At 44.0% G+C, this 22,877-nt stretch carries 17 protein-coding genes; 10 read left to right on the forward strand and 7 right to left on the reverse strand.

Annotation, left to right across the window (positions count from 1 at the left end; translation table 11 throughout):
* The first annotated feature begins 206 nt into the window (after positions 1-206).
* The 3 genes from IUA53_RS12505 to IUA53_RS12515 all read left to right on the forward strand — a co-directional run bounded on the left by IUA53_RS12505 (position 207) and on the right by IUA53_RS12515 (position 1,511).
* On the forward strand, positions 207-833 hold the full coding sequence (locus tag IUA53_RS12505; RefSeq protein ID WP_196897205.1) for a tyrosine-type recombinase/integrase: 627 nt from the start codon (positions 207-209) through the stop codon (positions 831-833).
* 86 nt (positions 834-919) lie between these two features.
* Positions 920-1,237, forward strand: a complete 318-nt coding sequence (locus tag IUA53_RS12510) for a type II toxin-antitoxin system RelE/ParE family toxin (protein ID WP_196897206.1) — start codon at positions 920-922, stop codon at positions 1,235-1,237.
* Positions 1,224-1,511: a helix-turn-helix domain-containing protein gene (locus tag IUA53_RS12515; protein WP_044446270.1), complete on the forward strand. Its 288-nt coding sequence runs from the start codon at positions 1,224-1,226 to the stop codon at positions 1,509-1,511. Before IUA53_RS12510 ends, IUA53_RS12515 begins: the two co-directional genes overlap by 14 nt.
* A gap of 215 nt (positions 1,512-1,726) precedes the next feature.
* On the opposite strand, the gene IUA53_RS12520 is transcribed toward IUA53_RS12515, so the two are convergent.
* The 6 genes from IUA53_RS12520 to IUA53_RS12545 all read right to left on the reverse strand — a co-directional run bounded on the left by IUA53_RS12520 (position 1,727) and on the right by IUA53_RS12545 (position 11,808).
* The gene (locus IUA53_RS12520) at positions 1,727-3,157 is read right to left on the reverse strand and encodes an IS1182 family transposase (protein WP_044446271.1); all 1,431 of its coding nucleotides are present in this window, start codon (positions 3,155-3,157) and stop codon (positions 1,727-1,729) included.
* 248 nt (positions 3,158-3,405) lie between these two features.
* Positions 3,406-4,776, reverse strand: coding sequence for a serine hydrolase domain-containing protein (locus IUA53_RS12525; protein WP_196897207.1), 1,371 nt, complete (start codon positions 4,774-4,776; stop codon positions 3,406-3,408).
* Positions 4,777-5,121: 345 nt separating this feature from the next.
* Complete coding sequence (locus IUA53_RS12530; protein ID WP_044056641.1) at positions 5,122-5,418, reverse strand: HigA family addiction module antitoxin; 297 nt, start codon at positions 5,416-5,418, stop codon at positions 5,122-5,124.
* Complete coding sequence (locus IUA53_RS12535; protein WP_442859004.1) at positions 5,418-5,699, reverse strand: type II toxin-antitoxin system RelE/ParE family toxin; 282 nt, start codon at positions 5,697-5,699, stop codon at positions 5,418-5,420. Before IUA53_RS12535 ends, IUA53_RS12530 begins: the two co-directional genes overlap by 1 nt.
* A 420-nt stretch (positions 5,700-6,119) precedes the next feature.
* The gene (locus IUA53_RS12540) at positions 6,120-10,574 is read right to left on the reverse strand and encodes a Calx-beta domain-containing protein (protein ID WP_196897208.1); all 4,455 of its coding nucleotides are present in this window, start codon (positions 10,572-10,574) and stop codon (positions 6,120-6,122) included.
* 115 nt (positions 10,575-10,689) lie between these two features.
* Positions 10,690-11,808: a hypothetical protein gene (locus IUA53_RS12545; RefSeq protein WP_196897209.1), complete on the reverse strand. Its 1,119-nt coding sequence runs from the start codon at positions 11,806-11,808 to the stop codon at positions 10,690-10,692.
* Between the two features lie 145 nt (positions 11,809-11,953).
* On the opposite strand from IUA53_RS12545, the gene IUA53_RS12550 reads away from it, so the two are divergent.
* The 6 genes from IUA53_RS12550 (at position 11,954) to IUA53_RS12575 (ending at position 20,908) form a co-directional block, all read left to right on the forward strand.
* Positions 11,954-13,096: a paraquat-inducible protein A gene (locus IUA53_RS12550; protein ID WP_196897210.1), complete on the forward strand. Its 1,143-nt coding sequence runs from the start codon at positions 11,954-11,956 to the stop codon at positions 13,094-13,096.
* Complete coding sequence (gene pqiB / locus IUA53_RS12555) at positions 13,093-14,727, forward strand: intermembrane transport protein PqiB (protein WP_044056637.1); 1,635 nt, start codon at positions 13,093-13,095, stop codon at positions 14,725-14,727. Before IUA53_RS12550 ends, pqiB begins: the two co-directional genes overlap by 4 nt.
* Before the next feature lie 12 nt (positions 14,728-14,739).
* The gene (locus tag IUA53_RS12560; protein ID WP_156026737.1) at positions 14,740-15,354 is read left to right on the forward strand and encodes a PqiC family protein; all 615 of its coding nucleotides are present in this window, start codon (positions 14,740-14,742) and stop codon (positions 15,352-15,354) included.
* Positions 15,355-15,361: 7 nt separating this feature from the next.
* Positions 15,362-16,453, forward strand: a complete 1,092-nt coding sequence (locus IUA53_RS12565; RefSeq protein ID WP_044446813.1) for a sensor domain-containing diguanylate cyclase — start codon at positions 15,362-15,364, stop codon at positions 16,451-16,453.
* 131 nt (positions 16,454-16,584) lie between these two features.
* A complete protein-coding gene (locus IUA53_RS12570; RefSeq protein ID WP_044446811.1) occupies positions 16,585-17,739 on the forward strand; it encodes an efflux RND transporter periplasmic adaptor subunit in 1,155 nt (384 codons plus the stop codon).
* 10 nt (positions 17,740-17,749) lie between these two features.
* Positions 17,750-20,908 carry an efflux RND transporter permease subunit gene (locus IUA53_RS12575; RefSeq protein ID WP_044446809.1) on the forward strand — a complete coding sequence of 1,053 codons (3,159 nt, stop codon included), beginning with the start codon at positions 17,750-17,752 and terminating at the stop codon, positions 20,906-20,908.
* A gap of 119 nt (positions 20,909-21,027) precedes the next feature.
* Here IUA53_RS12575 and IUA53_RS12580 read toward each other — a convergent pair whose 3' ends face one another.
* Positions 21,028-21,645: a TetR/AcrR family transcriptional regulator gene (locus tag IUA53_RS12580; protein ID WP_231401143.1), complete on the reverse strand. Its 618-nt coding sequence runs from the start codon at positions 21,643-21,645 to the stop codon at positions 21,028-21,030.
* Between the two features lie 155 nt (positions 21,646-21,800).
* On the opposite strand from IUA53_RS12580, the gene IUA53_RS12585 reads away from it, so the two are divergent.
* Positions 21,801-22,874: an efflux RND transporter periplasmic adaptor subunit gene (locus tag IUA53_RS12585; RefSeq protein ID WP_044056632.1), complete on the forward strand. Its 1,074-nt coding sequence runs from the start codon at positions 21,801-21,803 to the stop codon at positions 22,872-22,874.
* Positions 22,875-22,877: the final 3 nt, after the last annotated feature.

A 22,877-nucleotide genomic window follows, 5' to 3' on the forward strand; every position in this document is an offset into this window, starting at 1 on the left:
GGCTGCAATACGTACCAAACCGCAATAACCTGATTTTTATTCCCCAGGAATCTATATATCCACAAAGCTAGTTATTAGTAGCTAATAGAGCGTCTGCTTTTAATGACATCTCAAATATTGAAATCACAAGAATATTAACCTTTGCTTAAAGAACGTGTGATTGTTGGTTACTTGCTGCTCCGTGAATCGAGATACGGAGAACCATTATGGTTATCAACGAAAAAGCTAATGCCCAACGGGCACCATGGAATAAAGGTAAGTTGATTGGACAAAAGCTACCATTAAAAGCATCGCAGGTTTGGTCGATAAGGACGCTTTTAGCAAAATCTGGAAACAAGAGAGGCTTAGCGCTTTTTAATCTTGCCATAGATAGCAAATTACGAGGGTGCGACTTGGTAAGGATAAGACGTCGAGATGTTGCTCACAGTAATCGTGTACTGAGCAGAGCGACCATCATGCAGCAAAAAACACAAAGTCCGGTGACGTTTGAAATAACGGAAAAAACTAGAAACGCATTAGACGAATGGTTTATTGAAGCGGACGTGAAGCTTGATGACTTTATTTTCAAATCTCGTCTTCATGATTCACCGCACATTACAACACGCACCTACGCTAGGATTGTAGAGGGCTGGGTCGAATCAATAGGTTTGGACCCTTCCGATTATGGAACGCATTATCTGCGTAGGACTAAAGCATCTTTACTATATAAGATGAGGCATAATTTGCGTGAAATACAAATTCTACTTGGCCACAAGAAAATAGAGAGTACCGTTCATTACTTAGGGATAACGGTAGAAGATGCTCTAGAAAGCTCTGAGCATCTTGATTTGTAATCGAAAACTTAACGGATTCAAGGATGTAACCCAATCGCACGAACTAATTACTTTACTGGGGTACGGCATTGCCGTACTATGGTGTTATGATTTTTATCGAAACTAGCCTTTTCACCAAACTGCTACCTAGTTACTTAGGCGATGATGATTATCGAGGCCTACAAAATTATCTTTTACAACACCCAGAATCTGGTGATGTTGTGAGAGGCTCTGGAGGCGTTAGAAAAGTGCGTTGGGCAGCCGACGGACAAGGGAAAAGTGGCGGTGTTAGGGTTATTTATTACTGGAAAAAATCCGATGATGAAGTGTGGATGTTGACCATATACGGTAAATCGGACAAAGCAACCATACCTGGTCATCAACTTAAAAAGATCGCGGAGGCTATTAATAATGACAAATCGTGATTTAGGTGCCGAAATTCTTGCGGGCATTGAAGAAATTCAGAGCTTTAAGAAAGGAGAAGTAGAACTAAAAACTACGCAACTTTCAGAGCCATCATCGCCTGATGTTATTAGGGCAAAACTTAGAATGTCTCAGGCGGCATTCGCAGCCATGCTCGGAGTCAGTAAGCGAACATTGCAAGACTGGGAACAAGGTCGTCGTGAACCAAATGGCCCTGCTATTGCATTATTGAGAATCGCTGAACAACACCCAGAAGTATTCTCAGACTTACACTAAACTAGCATTCACAAACCACTGTCTGCTTTTGGGTATATTCATACCGGTTCGCCAGCGTCCGCTTTGCGCCTTCGGTTTTTCATTGTTTGGTTTTGCCTATGTCCGCTTCACGTACAGACCGTGTGAAAACTCATATTAATGGTTGCTGTTTTTAAATTGAATAATACGGTAATTCTAAGTCCACTATAATTTTTGAAGGAGTGTTTCCACAACTCTCATGTCTTCATTGCAGATATGAGACCGCTAACGCCCATGATATTCATCATTCTTTTGAAGTTGTATGCCAAGACCTGCAAACTTACCTCTGTTTTTACATGTTTTAATGTTCTTGTCAGTAATTGTTGCGTTCCTGCCCATTGCTTTATTGTGCCAAAGGGATGCTCGACGGTTTGATGCCTCAATATCATTGCGTTTGGCATGTTTTTATAAGCTTGTGCCACGCGTTCAACATGCTCCTCATCATCGAGTCTTCGGATCCGTCTTCCTGCTGGTGATGTTGTGCACCGCGATTTCATAGTACAACCTTTGCAGGTCATGACCGACATGTAAGCGCGTAGCGGTTTTCCTTTGTCAGTTGAAACAAAGCTAAACGGGATATCTTTGCCAGCAGGACATTCATAGACGTCTTTTTCTTTCTTATAGACAAAGTCTTCTTTGGTAAACAGTCCTTTTTTTCGATTAGCCGAAGTACGGATCTTCGGAACAATTGCAGTAACGCCTGCCTCATGAACAGTCTTAAAGCTCGTGCTGTCGTCATAACCTCTATCAGCAAGAATGGTAATGTCTTGTTTACCTAACGCTTGTTGCACATGCTGGCTCATCGGGACAAGCTGATGTCTGTCACTTGGGTTATTAGTCACGTAATGGGCAAGTATCAAGTGATGTTGGGTGTCGACAGCCGCTTGAATATTATAGCCAACTAATACGCCTTTATGCTTTAGTGCCATTCGCCTGCTGTCGGGGTCGGTATAGGAGATTTGTTTGTCGGGTAAGGTTTCCAATTCTTGCTGTATTGTTTTCTCGCTTACCAGACGCGCTTGCAGTTTAGCGAGCTTGCCTTTCAATTTTTCTGCGTCTTCAGTGCGGGACTGGCGGTCTGCTCTATCGAGCTCCATAAGATAATTGGCAATATCTTTTTCGGTTGTTTCGATACACGTCTTTATCAAACCACGTGAGTAGTTCTTAGCGATATTGTTAACCGCTTTGAACTTAGTGCCGTCAATAGCCACGATGGCATCCGTAAACATATTGAGTTCACGGCATATCAACACAAAGCGCTTACAGACTTGTTGTATCGCGTTGCCGTTGTCACGTCTGAAATCAGCAATCGTTTTAAAATCTGGGGTAAGACGCTCAACCAGCCACATCAACTCGACATTACGCTGCGTTTCTTTTTCTAAACGTCTGCTTGATTGAATGCGATTAAGATAACCATAAAGGTAAATCTTGAGCATCGTTGCCGGAGAATAGCTTGGCCTACCTGTTTTGGCTGGTTGGCAACGTGCAAAACCCAAGTCAGATAAATCTAATGAATTGATAAACATATCGACTGCACGAATCGGATTATCTTCATGGATGTAGTCATCTAAAACTTCGGGGAACAGCGTGCTTTGTGTTCGGCTTTGGCCTTCGATAAATCTCGACATGTGATTGAAACCTATCAATTTTTTGATAGTTTTATTGTACCAATTCAGATATCAATTGAGGACCGATACTTAAGACCGATTGATCATATAAAAAGTCTGCTTAGACCAAAAGGTGATCAATAGTTTTCACACAGCCTGCGTACGGAACTGCCTAACAGTGACCACTGACAGGCATAAATAGACAAGACAGACATTAAGCGACGTTATTTTCTACTTCTGTTTAGTCAAGGGAACTGACTTAAACGCTATTACTGGCGTTTGAAGTCATATTTACCACCGCCTTGGCTCAGAATAAAACCATTTGACTGAGATGATGAGGCGCTCGGTTTGTCAAAGTTGATGACGATACCAGCAGGATCAAAACGAAATTCTGTTTCTGAATACGCTGTCAGTGGAAGAGCGCCTTGGCCCTCTCCTTGACTCATCAATCTTCCATTTTCAACCCAGAAGCGAATTTTAATAGGTACTTGTGTGCTCGCATATTTACCTTCGAATGAGCTTAAGATCTTTTCGCTTAACGTTATAGGTTTTGCAGAAAAGTCCGGAATATCTATAGAAAGACCGTACATGGTTTTTAGAACGGCAATCAACACATCGTTGAAGTTATAGTTTAATGCATTGCTTAGCACAGTTATGTTTAGCCCGTCCTCTGTATTGTAGCCGGCTGCGGAAACAAATCCGTCAATGCCACCAAAATGCCCGTAAAACTTCTTCTCGCCAAATGGGGCCGCAGTCATACCTAAGCCATAACCATCCTCAAGCTTCATCATGGTACTCAACGAATCGCTTGATATCAGTTTACCGCCAAACAATGCAGTAAAAAACTGATTGGTATCTTTCGCAGTAGAAACAATCGCTCCTGCTCCGTGAGGCACACTCATATGCGTTTCTGGCTGCTTGATCCAGTGCCCGTTGTGTCGATAAGTCGAGGCTTCATTTTCTTCAATTTCAATGCTATTGCCGTAATAAGTGCTGTTTAAATCTAATGGTTGAGTAATTTTCTTATTGATTATTTCTTTAAGCGGCTTGTCGTGTAGCGATTCAATGATGAAACCTAAAAGCGCGTAGTTAGAGTTAGAATACTTATGTTTACTACCCGGACTAAACTCAGGCTGATACTCTCGAATCCTTGAAACAAGCTGCTCTTCTGTCTGCGGCGTCGTCATAAAACTCGTGTAATCAGGGTCATTGGTATAGTTGAATATCCCTGAACGGTGACTCAATAAATGCTTAATGTTGATTTGTGCCGAATTGGGGATGGCAGGGTAGAACTGGTCTAGCTTTGTATCCAAACTCAGTTTCTTATTTTCGATAAGCTGCATTATCAGTACCGCTGTGAAAGTCTTAGTTACTGAGCCAATGCGAAAACGTGTTTGGGCAGAGATTGGACTATTATCTTCAACTGATGCCAGACCTGCATAGTGCTCATAGCGTGGAACACCATTCTCAGTCACATACACCGCAGTCATGATCTTATTATTGTCACTAAGGGTCTTTAAATAGGTATCTAGGTCGGCTTGATGTTGGCTCAAACTCTGTGCAGCAGTGGGAAGAGTGAACAGTACGGCTGCGAATTTTGCCCAAAATAATATTAACCTTATCTTCGTCATCCTTTCCATTTCGTTTCCCTTAATTTGTAAACTGAATGAATTTATTCGTCCTGTTTTATACTATGGGTTCTATTAGCAAAATGCGACCTAAAATCACAAAGTTGATGTGCTGCTGTGTAGCCGTTTTTTCTGTGGTGAAGTATTTCAACTCGAGCCTAGCAAAGGACCGCTTCACGTACACAGTTGACCTACAATCAGCTTTGGCTGGCACCAATAGACAATGAACGGACATTCAATAACTTCTAAATAAGGGGCGCGGACATGTGGGCTAAAATCCGAGCGAAGCGAGTCAGCCCTCATGTTTGAGTCCCAGCCCGCGCAGCGGGCGAACTTGATTTTTTTGTTATGCGCGTTTTATACCGTAGCCAAATTATACGGTGAGACATGTAAAGAGCTTTGATATTGTCTTGTTTGCCACAAATCAAATGCATTTTGCAAACGAAGCCAATGGGCCGCAGAAGGCTTACCGAAAACGAGTTCAAGACGAAGAGCCATCTCTGGGGTAATAGCCCCTTTGCCATTAAGAACTTTCGATAATGTTTTACGGCTCACATCTAAATGTTGCGCTACATCAGTAATAGTCAGTTCTAGAGCATCAATAACAAGATCTTTGAGTATCTCACCGGGATGCGCAGGGTTATGCATATTCATTAGTGATAATCCTCGTAATTAACGATTTCAACATCTCGTCCAACAAAGCGGTATGTAACTCTCCAGTTTCCACTTACCTGAACAGACCAAATATCATTTCTGTTACCTTTGAGTTTGTGCATATAAAGGCCGGGTAAATCCATGTCATCAGGTGTTTCGGCTTGATCGAGATTCGACAGAATAAGACGAAGCTTTTTTTCGTGCTTTTTCTGAATTTCTGAAGTGGTTCCTTTAGCGTAAAACTTCTGAAGGCCTTTATGTATAAAACCCTTAATCATCATTTTATTGTAACCTTAAGGGTTACAAATTGCTAGCGTAATTTTCTGAGCGCATAACAATTTAATAGTGCGCAAATTGCGCGTTTTTCTTCCGAGCATGTGCTCGTTTTTATCCATAGTGCCATCATTCAGAGTTTACTGAAAGTCAAAGAGTACAGAGGTTACGCTTAATAAGGGCTAATTACGTAAAGGACAAAAACGCGCGATTGGGTCGTTTTCCTGAATATAGGGGAAAGGCAGCTACAACCGTATACGTAGACAGGCATCTAACTCTCAACAATGACAATATTTTGGGCAGAAACTAGCTCATGGGGTCCTTTAAGTAATAGATAACCAACTTCCGGTTTACGTACCTAGGCTACTGCCAGGATTCGATTGAATTCGGTTAATCGAACCTGGCAGAGAAAGTTGCGGCCTATTCAGTTAGGTTTTTACACGTCTTTGCCGAACAAGCACGACCAACATCAGCATGATCAACCCGTAGCTAGTGCTGCCACCACCTGAGCCGCCGCTAACGGCATCGTTGCCTCCGCTGAAATCACCGCCATAGTCGTTGCCGCCATCATCATCACCGCCATCACTGGTCGTATCATTATCTATGATAGTAATAATAATTCGGCCCGGTGCTGATACTACGTCTGGACTAGCGCTGGTTATCTCAAGCATAAAGTTTTCCGCGCCTTCTTCTAATGTGTCTTCAGAAATCGACACCATCACAGATTTTGATGTTTCACCATCGGCAAATTCCACTTCTTGTGTGGTAAACGCAAAGTCACTCAAATTGGCATTATTTTCGTAGGCATACACAGTAACCACTCTCACACCTGAATCACCGCCAGTTCGGGTCAATGCTATGCTGACCTCACCGGCAGACTCATCTACCTCAATCTCACTTTCACTGAACCCGATAACCCCCGTTACCTCATCGTTGTCTTCGATAGTCACTGTATGTGTCGTTATGCTTCCCAGGTGCTTATCATCCGCATCGATAACAATACTGAACGATTCATCTTCTTCTTCGATAGCATCATCAATAATGGCCACCTGTATTTCTGCGATAGTCTGATTCTCTTCAAAATAAACAACTTGCTCAATGGCGGTGAAATCGTCGCCTGAAGCTGACCCTACTTGCGTTCGAACATCAATCGCAAGAGGTCCGGCAATGCTCCCCTCACGATACACATTGATAGTAAAAGTGCCATCAGCTTCGTTTACTGTTGAGGCCGCAGTATCAAAAGACACCACACCAGTTTCTGAATCGTTATCTGTTATTTCAATGACTGTCATTCGAAAATCACCGTACAAATTTGAAGGTAAGCCATCTAACCTTAATGTTACATATTCATTTTCTTCCGCCTCATCGTCATCATGAATGGTGAAAGTCACTAATTTTTCGGTATCGTTCGGCGCAAATGTCACCGTGCTCTCAGGCAAACTAAAGTCATCATTTTCCGATGCCGTGCCATTATTAGTCACTATTGTGACGGTACGAGACTCGCTATCGGTGGCGTTTCTCACCAGTTTTAGTTGTAATTCTCCGTCATTTTCAAAAGTCAGTTGATAGCCTTTTTCAAAATTAATTTGACGTTGAACAGATTCTTCGTTGTTTATCTCAACGGTTAACGCACCGTTTGCTGGGTTAACCAGCACACCTTCAGGGTTAACCAAGCGCAAGACGATATAGCGGCTCTCAAATTCATCCTCCAATACATCATAATTTAACGTAACCGTTCTAAATGAATCTGAACCTGCAAATTCAATTTTGGTTTGCGCTAATGTGAAGGTATCTTCAGAGGCGTCTGTAAGCGCTAAGGGTGAAATTTCCACAGAAAATGCCCCCTCAAGTCCTACCGGGCGGTTGAGCACAATTTCAATAGCACCGTTCTGATTAAAGGCCGACTCAAATAAGGTATCCCAACCGATAGATGGCGTACCACTATCGCCACTATCAACTTCAAAGTCACTTCCATCTTTATTATCGTTTATGCTCACATCGATAGTGTCCAACTCTCCTAGTTGAGCATCTACCGCGTCTGTTAGCGTTATTTGAAAGGTTTCTTCACCTTCAATTTTAACGTCATCGTAGATGTTTAGGCTAAACTGCAGTGCATTCTCGCCCTTTGAAAATTCGAGTGTTTCGTTGGGTCCATAGTAGTCATTGTAAAAGGTTGCCGTGCCACCTGATGTTGCAATGTCGACACTTGCAGTTAATGCAGAGTTGCCCGTACGTCTTACCACACCCGTGTAGGATGTCGTATTTTTCACCTCAAAAAATGTCAGGCTTGATACATCAAACTGGATCACCGAAGGGTTGAGATCATTTTCAGTAGGGTTGGTGCCCGCAGATAATTCATCAATGTTACCGATACCGTCTTGGTCAAAATCGTTGCTGTCATCGTCTGTTGAACAATCAAAATCTAAATAGGCATTGCCTGAGAGAAGTGTACGAAGGTAATTAATTTGCCAGCAATAAAACGTAGCATCTGAAGCCGAATACAAAGAAAGGCTTCTTAATCGAAACGCGCTAAAAAAGCGAGATAGATCCACAGCATTCACGTCGTATAGTGACAGTGAAGTGAGTGTTGAGTTGCTCGCACTGATATAAGGAATGGCACTGGCACTAACACCGTAAAGTGTAAGTGACTCTAATGTGCTTATTTCTTTTAACTCGGCCCAACTACGAATGTTACCCGCAAAGTATGTACCCGCATCTAGTTCCTTTAAGTTTACTAGCCCGGCAATAGCTGAAAAGTCGGTTATTGGGTTAAAGGCAATATTCAACTTAACCAGGCTTGTCAAAGACGCTAGCGCGCCAATATCGTCTATATTGTTGTCATAAAGGGAAAGTGATGTTAGCCCATGAAGCTGCGCTATTGCGTCAATAGAAGAAAGTGTTGAGCGCGCAATCTCTAAAGAAGTAAGATTGGGAAAACCTTGAACAAAAGACACATCTTCGATGGAGATATCAAATAACCTTAACGTTTCCAACATAGGCCAATCAAGGGTAGACGGAAGACTGCCAAGCCCGTCACTTTCAATTTTAAGGTAAAGTAACGCCTTTGCCTTCGATAGGCCGCCTAACGAAGTAATAGGCGCATTAATGGTGACATCTGATAAGGTTGCCGACCCAAAAGTATCGGGTAGTGAAGTCAGATTTTCGCTATCTAAAAGCAGTTCTTCTAATTGAGGTAGGTCTTGTAAGATGGTAGCGGCATCGTTGTCAAAATTGTTCCCACCAATACGCAATTGTTTTAACCCAGTAAGAGAAGAGAGCGACGAAAAATCGGTGGCGATGACGTCATAAAGGGCCAAGTTAGTCAGCTTAGTAAGGCTGGCGAGTGCAGATAGGTCAGTGGCTTGCAATTGGTTAATAGAAATATAATCAAGGTTGGTAAAACTCTCTAGCCCCGATAAGGACGTGACTGGGTCATAACACCACAACGAAGTGAGCTGTTCAGCGAAACCGTACCCCTCATGATTCATGCTTTCTAAACATTGTCGTAAATTACTGTCTGAGACATTACTTAACGCATCAGCAAAGGGAGTGCGAACCGTATTTTCATCTACGTAAGCAGAAACAATATGGCGCACTGCATTAACCGCTGCTACCGCATCCGCGCCATAGTTGGCATCTGTTTTAGATACCCCACACGGGAGTTCTCCACACAGCTTTGCTGGGTTTGAGAAATAAGGAACTTCACTGGTATTGCCAATCCAATAAGACATGATAGTACTGAAGCCAACGCCATCTGGGATGGGAATGCGATACCCAACACCGTAATCAAAGTCTGATCCTGTCTCCCCTTGAGGGCGAGAGTGCCCTAAACCAAGGTTATGCCCAAGTTCATGTGCAAACGTAGACGCCGATGAATCAACATCAGACTGGCTGTACATGCTATTTGCACCGGAATATTTGATATGACCGTTTTGGAATGCGATACCGGCTGAAGAATCACCGGTTAAATTCGGTGTGAGCAGCGCCACCGCATCTGCCCCGAATTGATAGCGGTGTACATCAATTTCCTCGAATGGGGGGTTACCTTGAGAAAGGTCATCTAAGGCATCAGAGCCATTTGCATAATCATAGTCCACTGCTACCGAACCTTTAAACCTGACTTTCGCAAAAATACCTGAATCTTCAAACGCTTGATTGGTATAGGCAATAAAATGGTCGATGGTAGTGTGAATATCATCAATGACGTCAGTGACATTGTTAGAGTAAACAAATAACACATCAATATAAGCAATTTCGCCCGTCTCAGTTGAGACGGCTTTCATGATTGCTTCGTCGTCCTGTGAAGCATGACGTTGGAGCGATTCATCTATGGCTGAGTGTTCTTGTTGTGCAGACATAACACCTTGGGATAAAGCGGTGTTTTTACCATTCTGAATAGCAGACGCTACGATAAAATCATCTTGAGTAAACCCTTTTGCATGAAAGACTTCACTTGGGTTGCTCAATACAACACCAGCTTCAGAGCCCAAACCCGACAAGAGGCCATGTGAGGTCACCAACTCTAAACGGATGGCGCTTTCACCTAGCGTGATCACCGATGATACCGGTAAACCACCTACATAAGAGCGAAGGATAATATGACGCGAACCGCTCGCGCCTTTTACAATATTAACCACCTGACTTTCAACTGCCTCGTCTGGCAGGTTCATTAACAGGGCATCGCCTTTCTGCAATCTTTTGAGTGCATCAACGTCGAGGGTAGCTGCTGAAAAGAGGTGCTTAGTGTGAACAGAAATATGAGAAAAGCTAGACACGCTTTTTTCGTCTAGCTGATTTGAGTACGACGTAAACAATTGAGTTTTAGCTGCGACAGGTTGTATCACCCACATCGCGAAGACGAGCGCAAAATACACGTATTTCACGTTTAATTCCTTTTAATTGAGTCCCTTTGATAGGGTGAAGCTAGAGCAAAAAACGCGAAAAATCAATAACAAAATTAACCAGCCAGTGAATTTAGGGGGTGTTGTGTCTACGCCCCTACCCTTCGACTTTACCTTTCCCTATTGCCGCTGAATCACACGGAATAACGTTGTATTCATAGCCTAATTCAGATTCTGTTGTCGTAATTTGCAAAATTTCATAGTCATTTATTTCAATAACTCGACTGTTTTCAACATGTGCGCAGCGCGAGCGGGTGTCAGCCTCGTAGCGGTAAATAAACGCAGCTAATAATAGTAACTGTCCTTGTCGAAACGCTTGCGCACGTTTTGTTGCATTGACAATTAGCTCACCAAGCTCGACGTCAGAAACATCTTCTGAGTCATTCAGCTCACTGATTATCTTTTCCATACTAAGCGAAGGTTGTTTAGGGTCTTTTTCTTCCACGCCAGGCTGAAGGGGCAGTTGAAGGGGAGCCGAGGTTTCTGCGGTAGCGGGATCGCCGACAAGCGCCACGTCATTAGCGGGTTCACACTCACTTCCTATCACGACACTGTGATCTTCTATGCATGAGAATTGGCCGAACACGCCAAATTGCGTAGCGATAAGAATGGCTTTGAAAAAAAGTGCCGCCGTCCACAAATACCGCACTAACGCCGTGGTAAACACAAATCGATAATTGGGCGCGTGCCAAAGTTTATGCAACCCCATCGGTTTCAACAGTAACAGTAAAAACAAATAAACGGGCGTTAGCAAGGTAATCATCAAAAGTGCGATTACCGTGGTGATAAAAAACCAGCTGGGTAACATTAATATCAGTGCTAGGTTGTGACTATAGGGCAATGCGTTGGCCGAGATACCCGTAATCTCATTCACCAACCCTCCTGCAGATGCCAGTGCAAAATTTGCAATCACCGCATAGATAAACAGCACGAAGGCTTTCCCTGGTAAGCTGTGCCACGCCAACATAAATCTGGGCCACACTTCCTTCGCCAACCCCACCAGCACAAAACTAAACATAACAAACTGATAAAGGAAGCTATCTAAATCAAATAAAAACAAAGCCAAAAACATGGCAGTCGCAATGAAATAGCACCGCTGCGGGAATAGGAGGCTGCGCCAAAAGCGCACTAAACCAAGATTTCGCTTGGTAACAAAACGCTCCCCTTGCCTTCTCTTTTGTTTAATAAAGTGCTGTATCGTTTCCGTATTTTTCATTTTTATATTCTTATTATGATGTTGCCTTGCAACAAGCTAGTGCGTGTACTTCCCGACCGACGCACAATACGCTATTCTGTAAACACTAAAAATCAGTGTGTTATACCTTTGATATATTATTTGCCGGACATAGTAAATTAATACTATGAAAAATCATGATTCTTTAGCATTGGTCTGTGAACAGTGCCATACAGAAGTAAAGATTCCATCTTTGGAGCATAAACAGCGCGCAGTGTGCCCTGTTTGTCATCACACGCTCATTGCTTATAAGCGTAACGGTACAGAGAAGGTGTTAGCGTTTGCGTTCAGCGCCTTAATGTTTTTGCTATTGTCGTTACCGTTTAATTTTCTCACCTTTAAGGCCAGTGGGCAAAAACACAGCATCGACTTACCCTCGGGGATTACCGTGTTAATAGAACACGATTATCTGTCTTTAGCTATTATTACCAGCTTAGCGACCGTACTGCTACCCGGCGCCGTACTCATAGGTTTAATCGTGCTAGCGCTAGCGCAACTTAACAATCATAAGCCCTTTTATCTACCGCGTGTGTTTCAGCTAGTCAAAGCCCTTTTACCTTGGAGCATGGCCGAAATATTTTTGGTGGGTACGCTCGTTAGCTTAATTAAAATTACAGAATTGGCGGATGTGTCCATTGGTATGTCGTTCTATGCCTTTATAGGTTTTAGTGCCTTTACTGCAATCAGTATTGCTCAATTTGATACCACCCGATTTGCACTTTGGCTTCGTCAAGGTGAAGCGCCCTCCCCCAAACCTTTAAGTCAAGCACAAGCAAACGCCAGCATCCAGCGAACCTGGGCACTCCTGTTTACGGCCTGCTTGCTTTACATTCCAGCCAATGTACTGCCAATCATGTATACTGAACTTTTTGGGCAGGAAACACCTAATACCATTATAGGCGGTGTCATTTCTCTATGGGAGTCAGGGTCTTACCCTGTGGCACTGATTATTCTGATTGCCAGTGTCATCGTGCCCGTGGCAAAAATTATCATTTTGGCCTGGCTTAATTATTCAGTGCAACGACAAAAAACAAACTCTCAATTACTACGTGTTCGATACTATCGCGCAACAGAAGCGATCGGTCGTTGGTCTATGATTGACGTTTTTGTGGTTGCGGTGCTTGTCGCGCTAATACAAATGGGAAACACCCTCTCTATATACCCTGGCCAAGCTGCGCTAGCCTTTTGTGCTGTGGTATTTGTAACAATGATAGCCGCCATGACATTTGACTCGCGGTTAATCTGGCAGCCCTGGAAAAAACAACAATGACCCAAGACGCTAAGGTTAAATCTACCACTTCCATTTCACGGATTTGGATCATCCCTATTTTGGTGGTGCTCATCGGTGGCTGGATGGTGTATTACCAATGGAAGAATCAAGGCCCTCTTATTACGTTAGAGGTGCAATCTGCAACGGGCATTGAGGTTAATAAAACCCCCATAAAGGTGAAAGACCTCGAAATTGGCCAAGTGAAGAAGATCACGCTTAAGCCCGATCTCGAAGGGGTTTTAGTGACGGCGAGAATTGATGCAAATGCCGCACATCTACTCACTGAAAATACTGAATTTTGGGTTGTTGCCCCTCGCATTAGCTTTTCAGAAGTGTCTGGGCTCAATACGCTTTTATCAGGCAGTTATATTGCGATGTCGGCCGATGATACAGGCAAAGAAAAACTGCACTTTGTTGCATTAGAGCGCCCCCCGGTTACCCCACCAGGCACCCCTGGACTTCATCTTATTTTAAAAAGCGATGATGAGTTTGCCTATAAACCCGGCGACCCCATCATTTACAAAGGTTTTAAAGTGGGCGAGTTTGAAGACGCGGTATTTAATATTGAAGAACGTGTAGTGTATTACGATGCCTTTATTGAAGCGCCGTATCATAAACTGATTACCGAAAATACCCGCTTTTGGGATGTGAGTGGCGTGAAGCTTCTGCTTGAATCTAGCGGCGTTAAGATGCAAACCGGTAGTTTAGAAACGCTATTGGCAAATGGTATTACCTTTGGCATCCCCGAAGGCGTTCCCACGGGAGAAAGAGTGGTAGATAATGCATTTTTTACTGTATATGAAGATGCCGCCTCAGCGTCTAACGCCCGCTATAAGTTAGCCGCTGAATACTTGTTACTTATTGATGAAAGTGTACGCGGGCTGACCGTGGGCGCGCCGGTAGAATATCGTGGCATTGAAATTGGCAATGTCACCGCCATCAACTCATTTCCTGCCGTTGAAGGCAATATTTTAGAGCGCGACTATCCTATTCCTGTCCTCATTAATATTTACCCAGGAAAGGTTCGTCAACCTGATACCCAAGAAGGCTTGTACGCAATTCAGGAAACGATGCGAAATTGGCTGAGGAAAGATTTACGTGCCACACTAAGAATGGGCAATGTACTTACAGGCGGTCTCTATGTGGACTTACAACACGTAGCCAAGCCAACGGGAAGCACGGAAATAACAAGAATTAACGGCTATGAAGTGATTCCCACGGTGTCGAATGAATTTACCCAGCTAACCCAAAAAGCAGATGCTATTTTAGATAAGATAAATCAGCTTCCACTTGGTGATATGGTCGATAATGTATTGGTTGCCGTAGAGGATATGAAACTTGCCGCACAATCCGTAGAAACTGCGAGTGACGACTTCGATTTACTTATTGCCGACATTGATGCCAAACAGCTCAACAATAACTTGAATCAAGTACTGGTCAGTCTTGACAGTTTACTGAAAAATTACAGCGACGGTGGCCTGAGTAAAACCGAAATAAAAGAAACGGTAGATGCCATGCAAGACACGATGCGAAACTTGCAACCCGTTCTTCAAAAGTTAAATCAATCGCCTAACAGCCTTATTTTTACCGATTCGAATAGCAGTGACATTGAGCCTAAAGCGAAGCGCTAAGTGAGTATAAACATGACGTCAAAACACATAAACAGTGTATTTATTGCTAACACGCGAAGCACCGCTTTTCGACTACTTGGGCTGGCGTTTGTTTCTTTATTCTTTGTAGGCTGTTCTTCCTCTAGTCAGCCCTTATCGTATTATTTATTGCACGATACCTCGACAACGCCCCCGGCCACAACTTCGACGCCCTCAGTGGCCATACTAAATAAAATAGTGCTACCCGATTATTTGAAACAACGTGGCTTGGTAGTACAAACCTCAGAAACCGGTATTCACATTGCCAGTGAACACTTTTGGGCAGAGCCTGTAGAGGAAGGCCTTACTAAGTCATTGCGTGACGCGCTGCGTAATCAAAATGTGGATCTCATTACCCATGCGATGGGGGCCGAAGACGTGAACGGCTACATAACGCTACGAATTGATGATTTCATTGCCACCTACAATGGCGATATTATTCTGCGAGGTGAGTTTTTTATAAAATTCATCGATGAAACCAACGTCAGCGACCATTTTTATATTACGTTGCCACTTAGCAGTGATGGATTTGAAGCGAGCGTTAAAACAATGCGGCACGCTATAGGCCAGTTGGCGGTTGAGATAGCGGCAAATATGGATAGAAGTTAAAACCTGTATGCTAAACGCCATTAACCACTTTGTCAGTAGAGGGACGAAACGCCACTACGATGATGAAACAAATCGACGCATCATTGTAATCAATCTGTTTTCTGCTGTTGGCACTTCAATTACGTTCGTATTAGGCATTAGAGCGTTATTCTCGCAAGACCACACCTTGGCGTTTACTCTCTTTATTGCCAGCATTCTATTTGCGCTTTCTCAAGCTGTGCAAGTGAGTTCAGGCACAGCAAAAGGCAGAATCATCTCTGTCACTTTGCTCATCACCTGCTTAATGATGCTAATGGCTACATTAATCATCACCGGCGGAAATTCCTCCACAGGCCCACTTTGGATTTATACTGTGCCTCCAGTGACGATGTTTTTCGCGGGGTTTAGACGTGGACTTTTCACGCTTTCAGGTTTTACCGCCATTATAGTGGCGTTACTGTTCTCGCCAAATGATGCGCTCTTACTAACCACCTATACCTATGAATTTAAAACTCGCTTACTTTATTCATTTTTAACGGTGTCTTTTTTATCTGCATTTTATGAATATAGCCGTCAAAAAAGTTACGATACCGCCGTATTTTTAAGTGAAAAGTTTGAAAAGCAGGCCCTACATGACTCCCTGACACACCTGCTTAATCGCCGCGGCGGTCAACAGCAGCTTGAACAGGAATACAGCCGATTACAAAGAAGCAAAAAACCTTTTGCCATTGCCCTCGCTGACATTGACAGATTTAAATCTATTAACGATGCATTAGGTCACGAAGTGGGTGATGAAGTGTTAAAACGTGTAGCTGGCAAGCTAAATAGTCGGCTACGTGGTCAAGACGTGTTATCTCGTTGGGGCGGCGAAGAGTTTCTCTTTATCTACCCTGAAACCGATGAAGCCAATGCAATGTCTGCCGCCGAACAAGTGCGTAAGTTGCTCGATGAATCTCCCGTGGTCATCAACGGCCAAACCCGTAATGTAACCATAAGCATAGGTGTAACAGAATTAACACCGTCCACCTCCTTGAGCGATGCCCTAATTAAAGCAGATAAGGCGCTATATAAAGCAAAAGACAGCGGACGAAACCAAGTGATTGCGGCCTCCTCGCTCTAACAGGGCGTACCGCCTCATTTGCATCTTTACAATTTGCTGACTTACGTTTGGTTACAATTAGCACATTCTTACGCAACATTTAGGTCGTAGACTACACCCTATAACAAACCCCTAAACCTAAGTCGACTATTATGAAATTGATGAAATTCGTACTCCCAGCCGCTATTTTGGTTGGAGGATATCTTGTCATGAAAGGCATAGAAGTATCTGCTGCAGATGTTAAAGCCGACGCACCAATAGATACCCGTCCAACTGTGACCGTTTTGTCGTTAACACCAGAGACCATCGCGGTGACGTTATCGTCTTATGGTGAAGTTAATCCATTAGAAAGCACTAACCTAGCCGCGCAAGTTGCCGGAGAAGTCGAGTCCTGGAACCCCAATTTTGTAGCCGGCGGTATCGTCAGACGGGGCGACGTCCTATTCTCCATAGAAAAAGACGCCTATGAAGCTGCACTCTTATTAGCCGAAGCTAATTTAAGCAGCGCCAAAGCACAGCTTATTCAAGAAGAAGCGCAAGCGGAAGTGGCTCGACTCGAGGCGAAAACCATGCCCGATGCTCGCGTCACCGACCTTTATTTAAGAAAGCCCCAGGTAATGAGTGCACAAGCGGCTGTCAAATCAGCAGAAGCCCAGCTTAAAATTGCCGCCAGAGATTTAGACAATTGTGAAGTTCGCGCGCCTTATGATGCTCTGATTGTTTCTCGTGACATCAGTAAAGGCGATTATGTCACCCAGGGCATGAAAACTGCCGTTATCAACAATGTTGAGTTTGCTGAGGTAACTTTCCCTGTTGCAGGTTTCGATCGCCAGTTTGTAGGTGCCGACATCATTGGCAGCCCCGCTACCTTAGAATTAGACGCCCCCTTAAAAACACACATTACCGCCACTATTCATAGAGATACAGGCATTATTGATAGCACCACGCGAATGACGCACTTTGTGGCGCGAATTGACGACCCTTACGCGTTAAACGGCGATAAAACCGTGGTTAAATTCGGCTCCTACGGCACAGTAGTGTTCAAAGGGAAAGCGTTAGAAAATGTGTACCGAATTCCACAAACCTTGATCACGAGTCGAAAAATTTGGACCCTTGATGAAGACAACAACCTTGTGGCGCAACCCGTCGAAGTGATAAGAGAAGATGGCACCGACTTCCTTATACGGGGTAACTTCAACGCCAAGAGTGTGGTGATGTCATTGCCTGAGTATCCCCAAGAGGGCATGCCCGTTAAGGTTATTGCAAGTAATGATCAATTACTTGTTTCTCACCACGTAGAAAAATAAGGGCCTCCTCATGGAAAATCGCTTCGATCCTAATAGCGGTATAATCTCTTGGTTTGCCCGAAATTCAGTCGCTGCTAACTTATTGATGATATTCATTATTGTAATGGGTATTGCTAGCTTCATGACCATACAGCGTCAAATGTTTCCTAACATCGAAATTAACTATATTACCGTTGAAGCGTCATACCCAGGCGCTTCACCGCAGGAAATTGAAGAAAGTATCTTCATCAAAATAGAAGAGTCGCTTAAAGATATCACTGAAATAAAGCGTACCGTATCCCGCGCGTTTAGAGGCAGTGGTGCAGTCACATTGGAAATTGATCCCGACGAAGATTTAAGTGAAGTACTCGATAAAGTTAAACTTCGCATCGACGGCATTGCTACCTTCCCAGCGGGCATGGAACCGGTTCAAGTTTCGCAAATCGAATTTCGCCAAGATGTGATTGAAATGCCCTTAACCGGCGACATTCCCCTTGATGAACTCAAAACCATCGCTCGAGAAGTTGAAGATGAGTTATTACAATTGGGCACGGTGTCATTGGTAGATATGTCTGCACCAGACGATGAAATTGCCATTGAAATAAAGCCTGATGCATTACGCAAATATAACTTAACCATTGCAGATGTTAGCCGTGCTATCAGTAACTACTCCGCCAACATCTCGGCTGGGCAATTACGCACAGAGTCTGGGATTATTTCTGTTCGGGTCGAGAACCAATATTACCGTGGCGATGAATTTTCGACAATTCCCGTCATTATCGGCAATGCAGGCGCAAAAGTGACCCTTGGTGATGTCGCCGATATTAAGGATGGTTTTACTGAAGGCGAGCGCTACTTTAAATACAACGGTGTTAACGCCATTTGGATGTCAGTTAAAGCCACCAAAACGCAAAATACGATCCCGGTGGCCGAAACGGTCAAAGCCTATATCGAAAAGAAAAACCAAACCTTCCCACAAGGCGTGAGTTTGGAAATTCTAGTGGATATGACTTACTACCTAAATGCACGCTTAGACATGATGCTGTCAAATCTATTACAAGGTTCAATATTAGTCGCATTCATGCTGAGTCTTTTCCTTCGCTTTAGATTAGCGCTATGGGTAATGATAGGTTTACCTGTGTGCTTTTTAGGTGCGGTTATGCTTATGCCTGTGTTTGGAATAAGCATTAATATTCTGTCGTTGTTTGCCTTTATTATGGTACTGGGCATTGTGGTTGACGACGCTATTGTTATTGGAGAAAGCGCCTACTCGGAAATTGAAAGCAAGGGCGGAGGCGTTGACAATGTCATTCGAGGCGCTAAGCGTGTGGCAACGCCTGCCACCTTCGGTGTATTAACCACCATCGCGGTTTTTGCCCCCTTTACGTTAAGTAGCGGGCCAGAAGGCGCTTTCTTTTACAACATTGCTGTGGTGGTCATACTCTGTTTAGCCTTCTCATTAATTGAGTCTAAGCTAATACTCCCAGCTCACTTAGCGCACACTAACTTTAAACCTATTCACCCCAAAAGCTGGCGCGCCAAGTTTAACAAAGGCTTTTTTGGCTTTGTGAACGGCCCTTACAAGCGCACGCTTACCAAAGCGATAGAATGGCGCTGGGCAGTATTGATGATATTCATCGCCTTGTTTATGGTGAGCTTAGGGCTAATTAATGCCAACTACGTGAGAATGGTACCCAATCCCAAAGTGCCACACGACTTCCCTAGCATCCGTATTGAAATGAACGAAAATGTGTCGGATAGCGCCACCATCGATGCACTTAAAATAGTTGAACAAACCGTTCTTGATATTGATAAGCAAATTGTGGATGAGTTTGGTACTGGCATGATACGAGATCGCTTGGTCTTTAATAAGCAACGCACCGAAGGGGAAGTGATTACTCCCCTAGTGTATGAAGATGACCGCCCTATCGACACATTTGAATTGGCCCGCCGTTGGCGCGAAGCCATACCTGAAATCCCTGGTATGAAATCATTCACTGTGGTTGACGATGTTAACGGTAACGGTGATGACGGTGAATTTGGCTATCTGCTTTACGGCCCTGATATTAATACCTTGAATGCTGCTGGCCTGAAGTTTATTGAGATGCTTCAACAGCAAGAGGGGCTTTTTGATATTAGCTCAACCATTGATCCACCCAGTAAAGAAATGCAAATGACGTTACTGCCTGTGGCCTACGATTTAGGGCTTAGTTTGTCTGATATCGCGGGGCAAGTGGGTGCCGGCTTCTACGGCGGCGAAGCCCAACGAGTGATTCGAAACGGTGAAGAAGTGAGAGTGATGGTTCGCTATCCAGAATTTACCCGCGAACGCTTTTCAGACCTGAAATACACCGTGATTAAAACACCGGGTGGCCAAGATGTGTTGCTAGGTGACGTAGTAGAGCTTAACGAAAAACCGGGTATTAGTTATATTCGACGAGAAGCCGGCTACAGAAGTGTGTATGTATGGGGCAACATTGATGAAGAAGTGGTTGAACCCAATGAAATTATCGAAGAAATAAAAGAAAACTTATTGCCTGAAATGCAAAAAGCCTTTCCTTCTGTTATGACGGAACTGGGCGGTGATATTGAAGAGCAGCAAGCCCAGCAGAATGAGCAATTGCTATTTTTCTTAGCGGCAATGATTATGGTGTACATACTTTTAGCCGTTCCGCTAAAAAGCTACGGCCAACCGTTAATTATTATGTCGGTGATTCCTTTCAGTTTAACCGGCGCAATTTGGGGGCACTATTTCCTAGGTTTAGATTTAAGCATGATGTCGACATTTGGCTTAATCGCAGCGGCGGGGGTGGTCATTAACGACTCACTGGTGATGACCGACTTTGTTAACCAGCGTCGTGCACAAGGCTATAGCATAAAAGATGCGGTCACCGAGGCGGGAAGCGCTAGGTTTAGGGCTATCACCCTTACCTCAATTACTACATTTGCTGGTGTATTGCCTATAATGTTCGAAACCAGCTTGCAGGCTGCCTTCGTCATTCCCATGGCCGCAGCGCTAGGCTTTGCCGTGCTTTATGCCACCGTGGTTACGCTTATTTTAGTTCCCTGCCTGTATCTCATTCTACTGGATTTAGGTAAACCATTTTCTTGGATTAAAAAGCGGATAACGCGCCGAACCGGCAATGAAGAAGGGCATGCAGCACCACCTTCTGAAGCAGAAGCTCACTAACACGACAAAACTGCGAAATTAAGTCACACCTAGGTGTGACTTAATTCCTACCATCAAAAAAGGCCAGCGACTTCAGTACTGGCCTTTTTCATTCATGCATTGACATACAATATCTTCGGTTAGGTCTGACGAATTTCGTATCGACTTAATATTAACGCGGCGGCACTTTGGGCTATTTTGTCTTTTTCCTGAGCACTCAGTGCTGGTTCAATTTTGGTCACTTGAGGCCAAAAACACTGCCCTTTGATTAAACTGTCTAATTCATTAACCACTTGCTGCAAATCGTCGAAGGCCATGCGGTTATCTTGGTGGGCAGCTTTAAGCCATCTGTGCATGGCTGTTTCTTGAGCCCGTAGATGTACAACCTCATCTTTCAACTTTTCGGGCTCGTAGAAGAAATGCCCTACGACCACACGGGCAAGATCTAAATGCTCATCCGCACTGACAAAGTTAATTTCTTCCATGATTAATGATTCAAGCTGACTCTGTAACGAAGCCTGTGTGTCGTAGGCTACATCAATATCGACCAGCGCATTTTGAAACTGCTCTTTGACGATGTGCATAACCAATTCTTCTTTGGCTGAGAAATGGTTATAAACCGTTCGCTTAGACACACTCGCCATTTCAGCCAGCTTGTCCATACTGGTTCCTATTACACCGAATTCCTGAAACGCCTGTCTGGCGGCGGAGATAATCGCTTCGCGTTTTTTATCGCTACGCGTTCGTGTGGTCGTCATAATTCATAAATATAGAAAAAGTATAGTTTCATTCTACACTCCACAGTTTACTTTTCAACGTATTAACCCTAAAATGCACCGCTTAGTTTACTTTAAAGTTTTCGTGTGTGAACTAGTCTATACTTGGTTCACCTCTGCTACGGATTACCATTATTATGCCTTTTTTGCGCCACCGACATATTTTAGCACTGGCCACTCTGACAGTGTTTTCACTTTCCGCCTGCACTTCCGAGCAAGAAGTAGAAGATAAAATAGAAGCGCCACGCTTCGTCAAGTTGGCAAAAGTGAGCCATGCACCTGCATTTGACGAATTCACCTTCCCCGCCGTTGTGTCAGCAGTGAAAACGGTGGATTTAAGTTTTGAGGTGTCTGGTCGCCTTGTACAAATGGACTTGGTGACAGGTAGCGACATTAAAAAAGGAAAACTGCTGGCGACCATCGACAGACAACCTTTTGAGCGCCGCGTAGATGAGCAACGCACGCGTTTAGCACAATCGAAGCGAGAATTAGATCGTATCGAGAAAATGTTTTCGCAAAGCTTGGTATCGCAAAGCGCATTAGATTCAGCGAAAACCTCTTACGAGTTGGCGGTTATCGATCTTAAAAATGCAGAGCAAGATCTCAGCTATACCCGTTTGTATGCCCCTTTCGACGCTAAAGTGTCTCAGCGCTTGGTGGAAAACAACAGTTTTGTTGCTGCCGGCACGCCGATAGCCCGCCTGCAAGATGTTTCAAAAATTTACTTTAATATCAATGTGTCAGAACGGTTACTTACTGCCAACCTCGGCAGAGGCATTAAGCAAGCCAGTGCCACCCTAGCCACCGACACAAGTCAGTGGTACCCCATTAATTACGTAGAACACAGTACGCAGCCAGACCCTGTTTCCCAAACGTACGAAGTGGTATTTTCCATGGAGCCTCGTAACGATCTCCCGCTGACCCCAGGGGCTCGTGCGGTGGTGAAAGTGAGTTTAGAAGGCACGCCTTATCCCGACAGCCTGGTGGTTCCGGTAAAATCTTTGGTAGAGGATGAAGCAAATCAGTTTGGCGTTTGGGTGTACGATGAAAAGACAGGAACAGTCAGCAAAACCCCTGTAACGGTAAACCATATTGAAGATGCCTTGGCGGTGATAAGCAGCGACTTATCGGCAGGTCAAAGTGTGGTGGCAGCTGGCGCATCACAAATGCGAAATAACATGAAAGTTCGACCTTACGAGGGAGAGCTGTAATTT

This window comes from Alteromonas sp. B31-7, from assembly GCF_015767655.1.
Lineage (GTDB): Bacteria > Pseudomonadota > Gammaproteobacteria > Enterobacterales > Alteromonadaceae > Alteromonas > Alteromonas australica.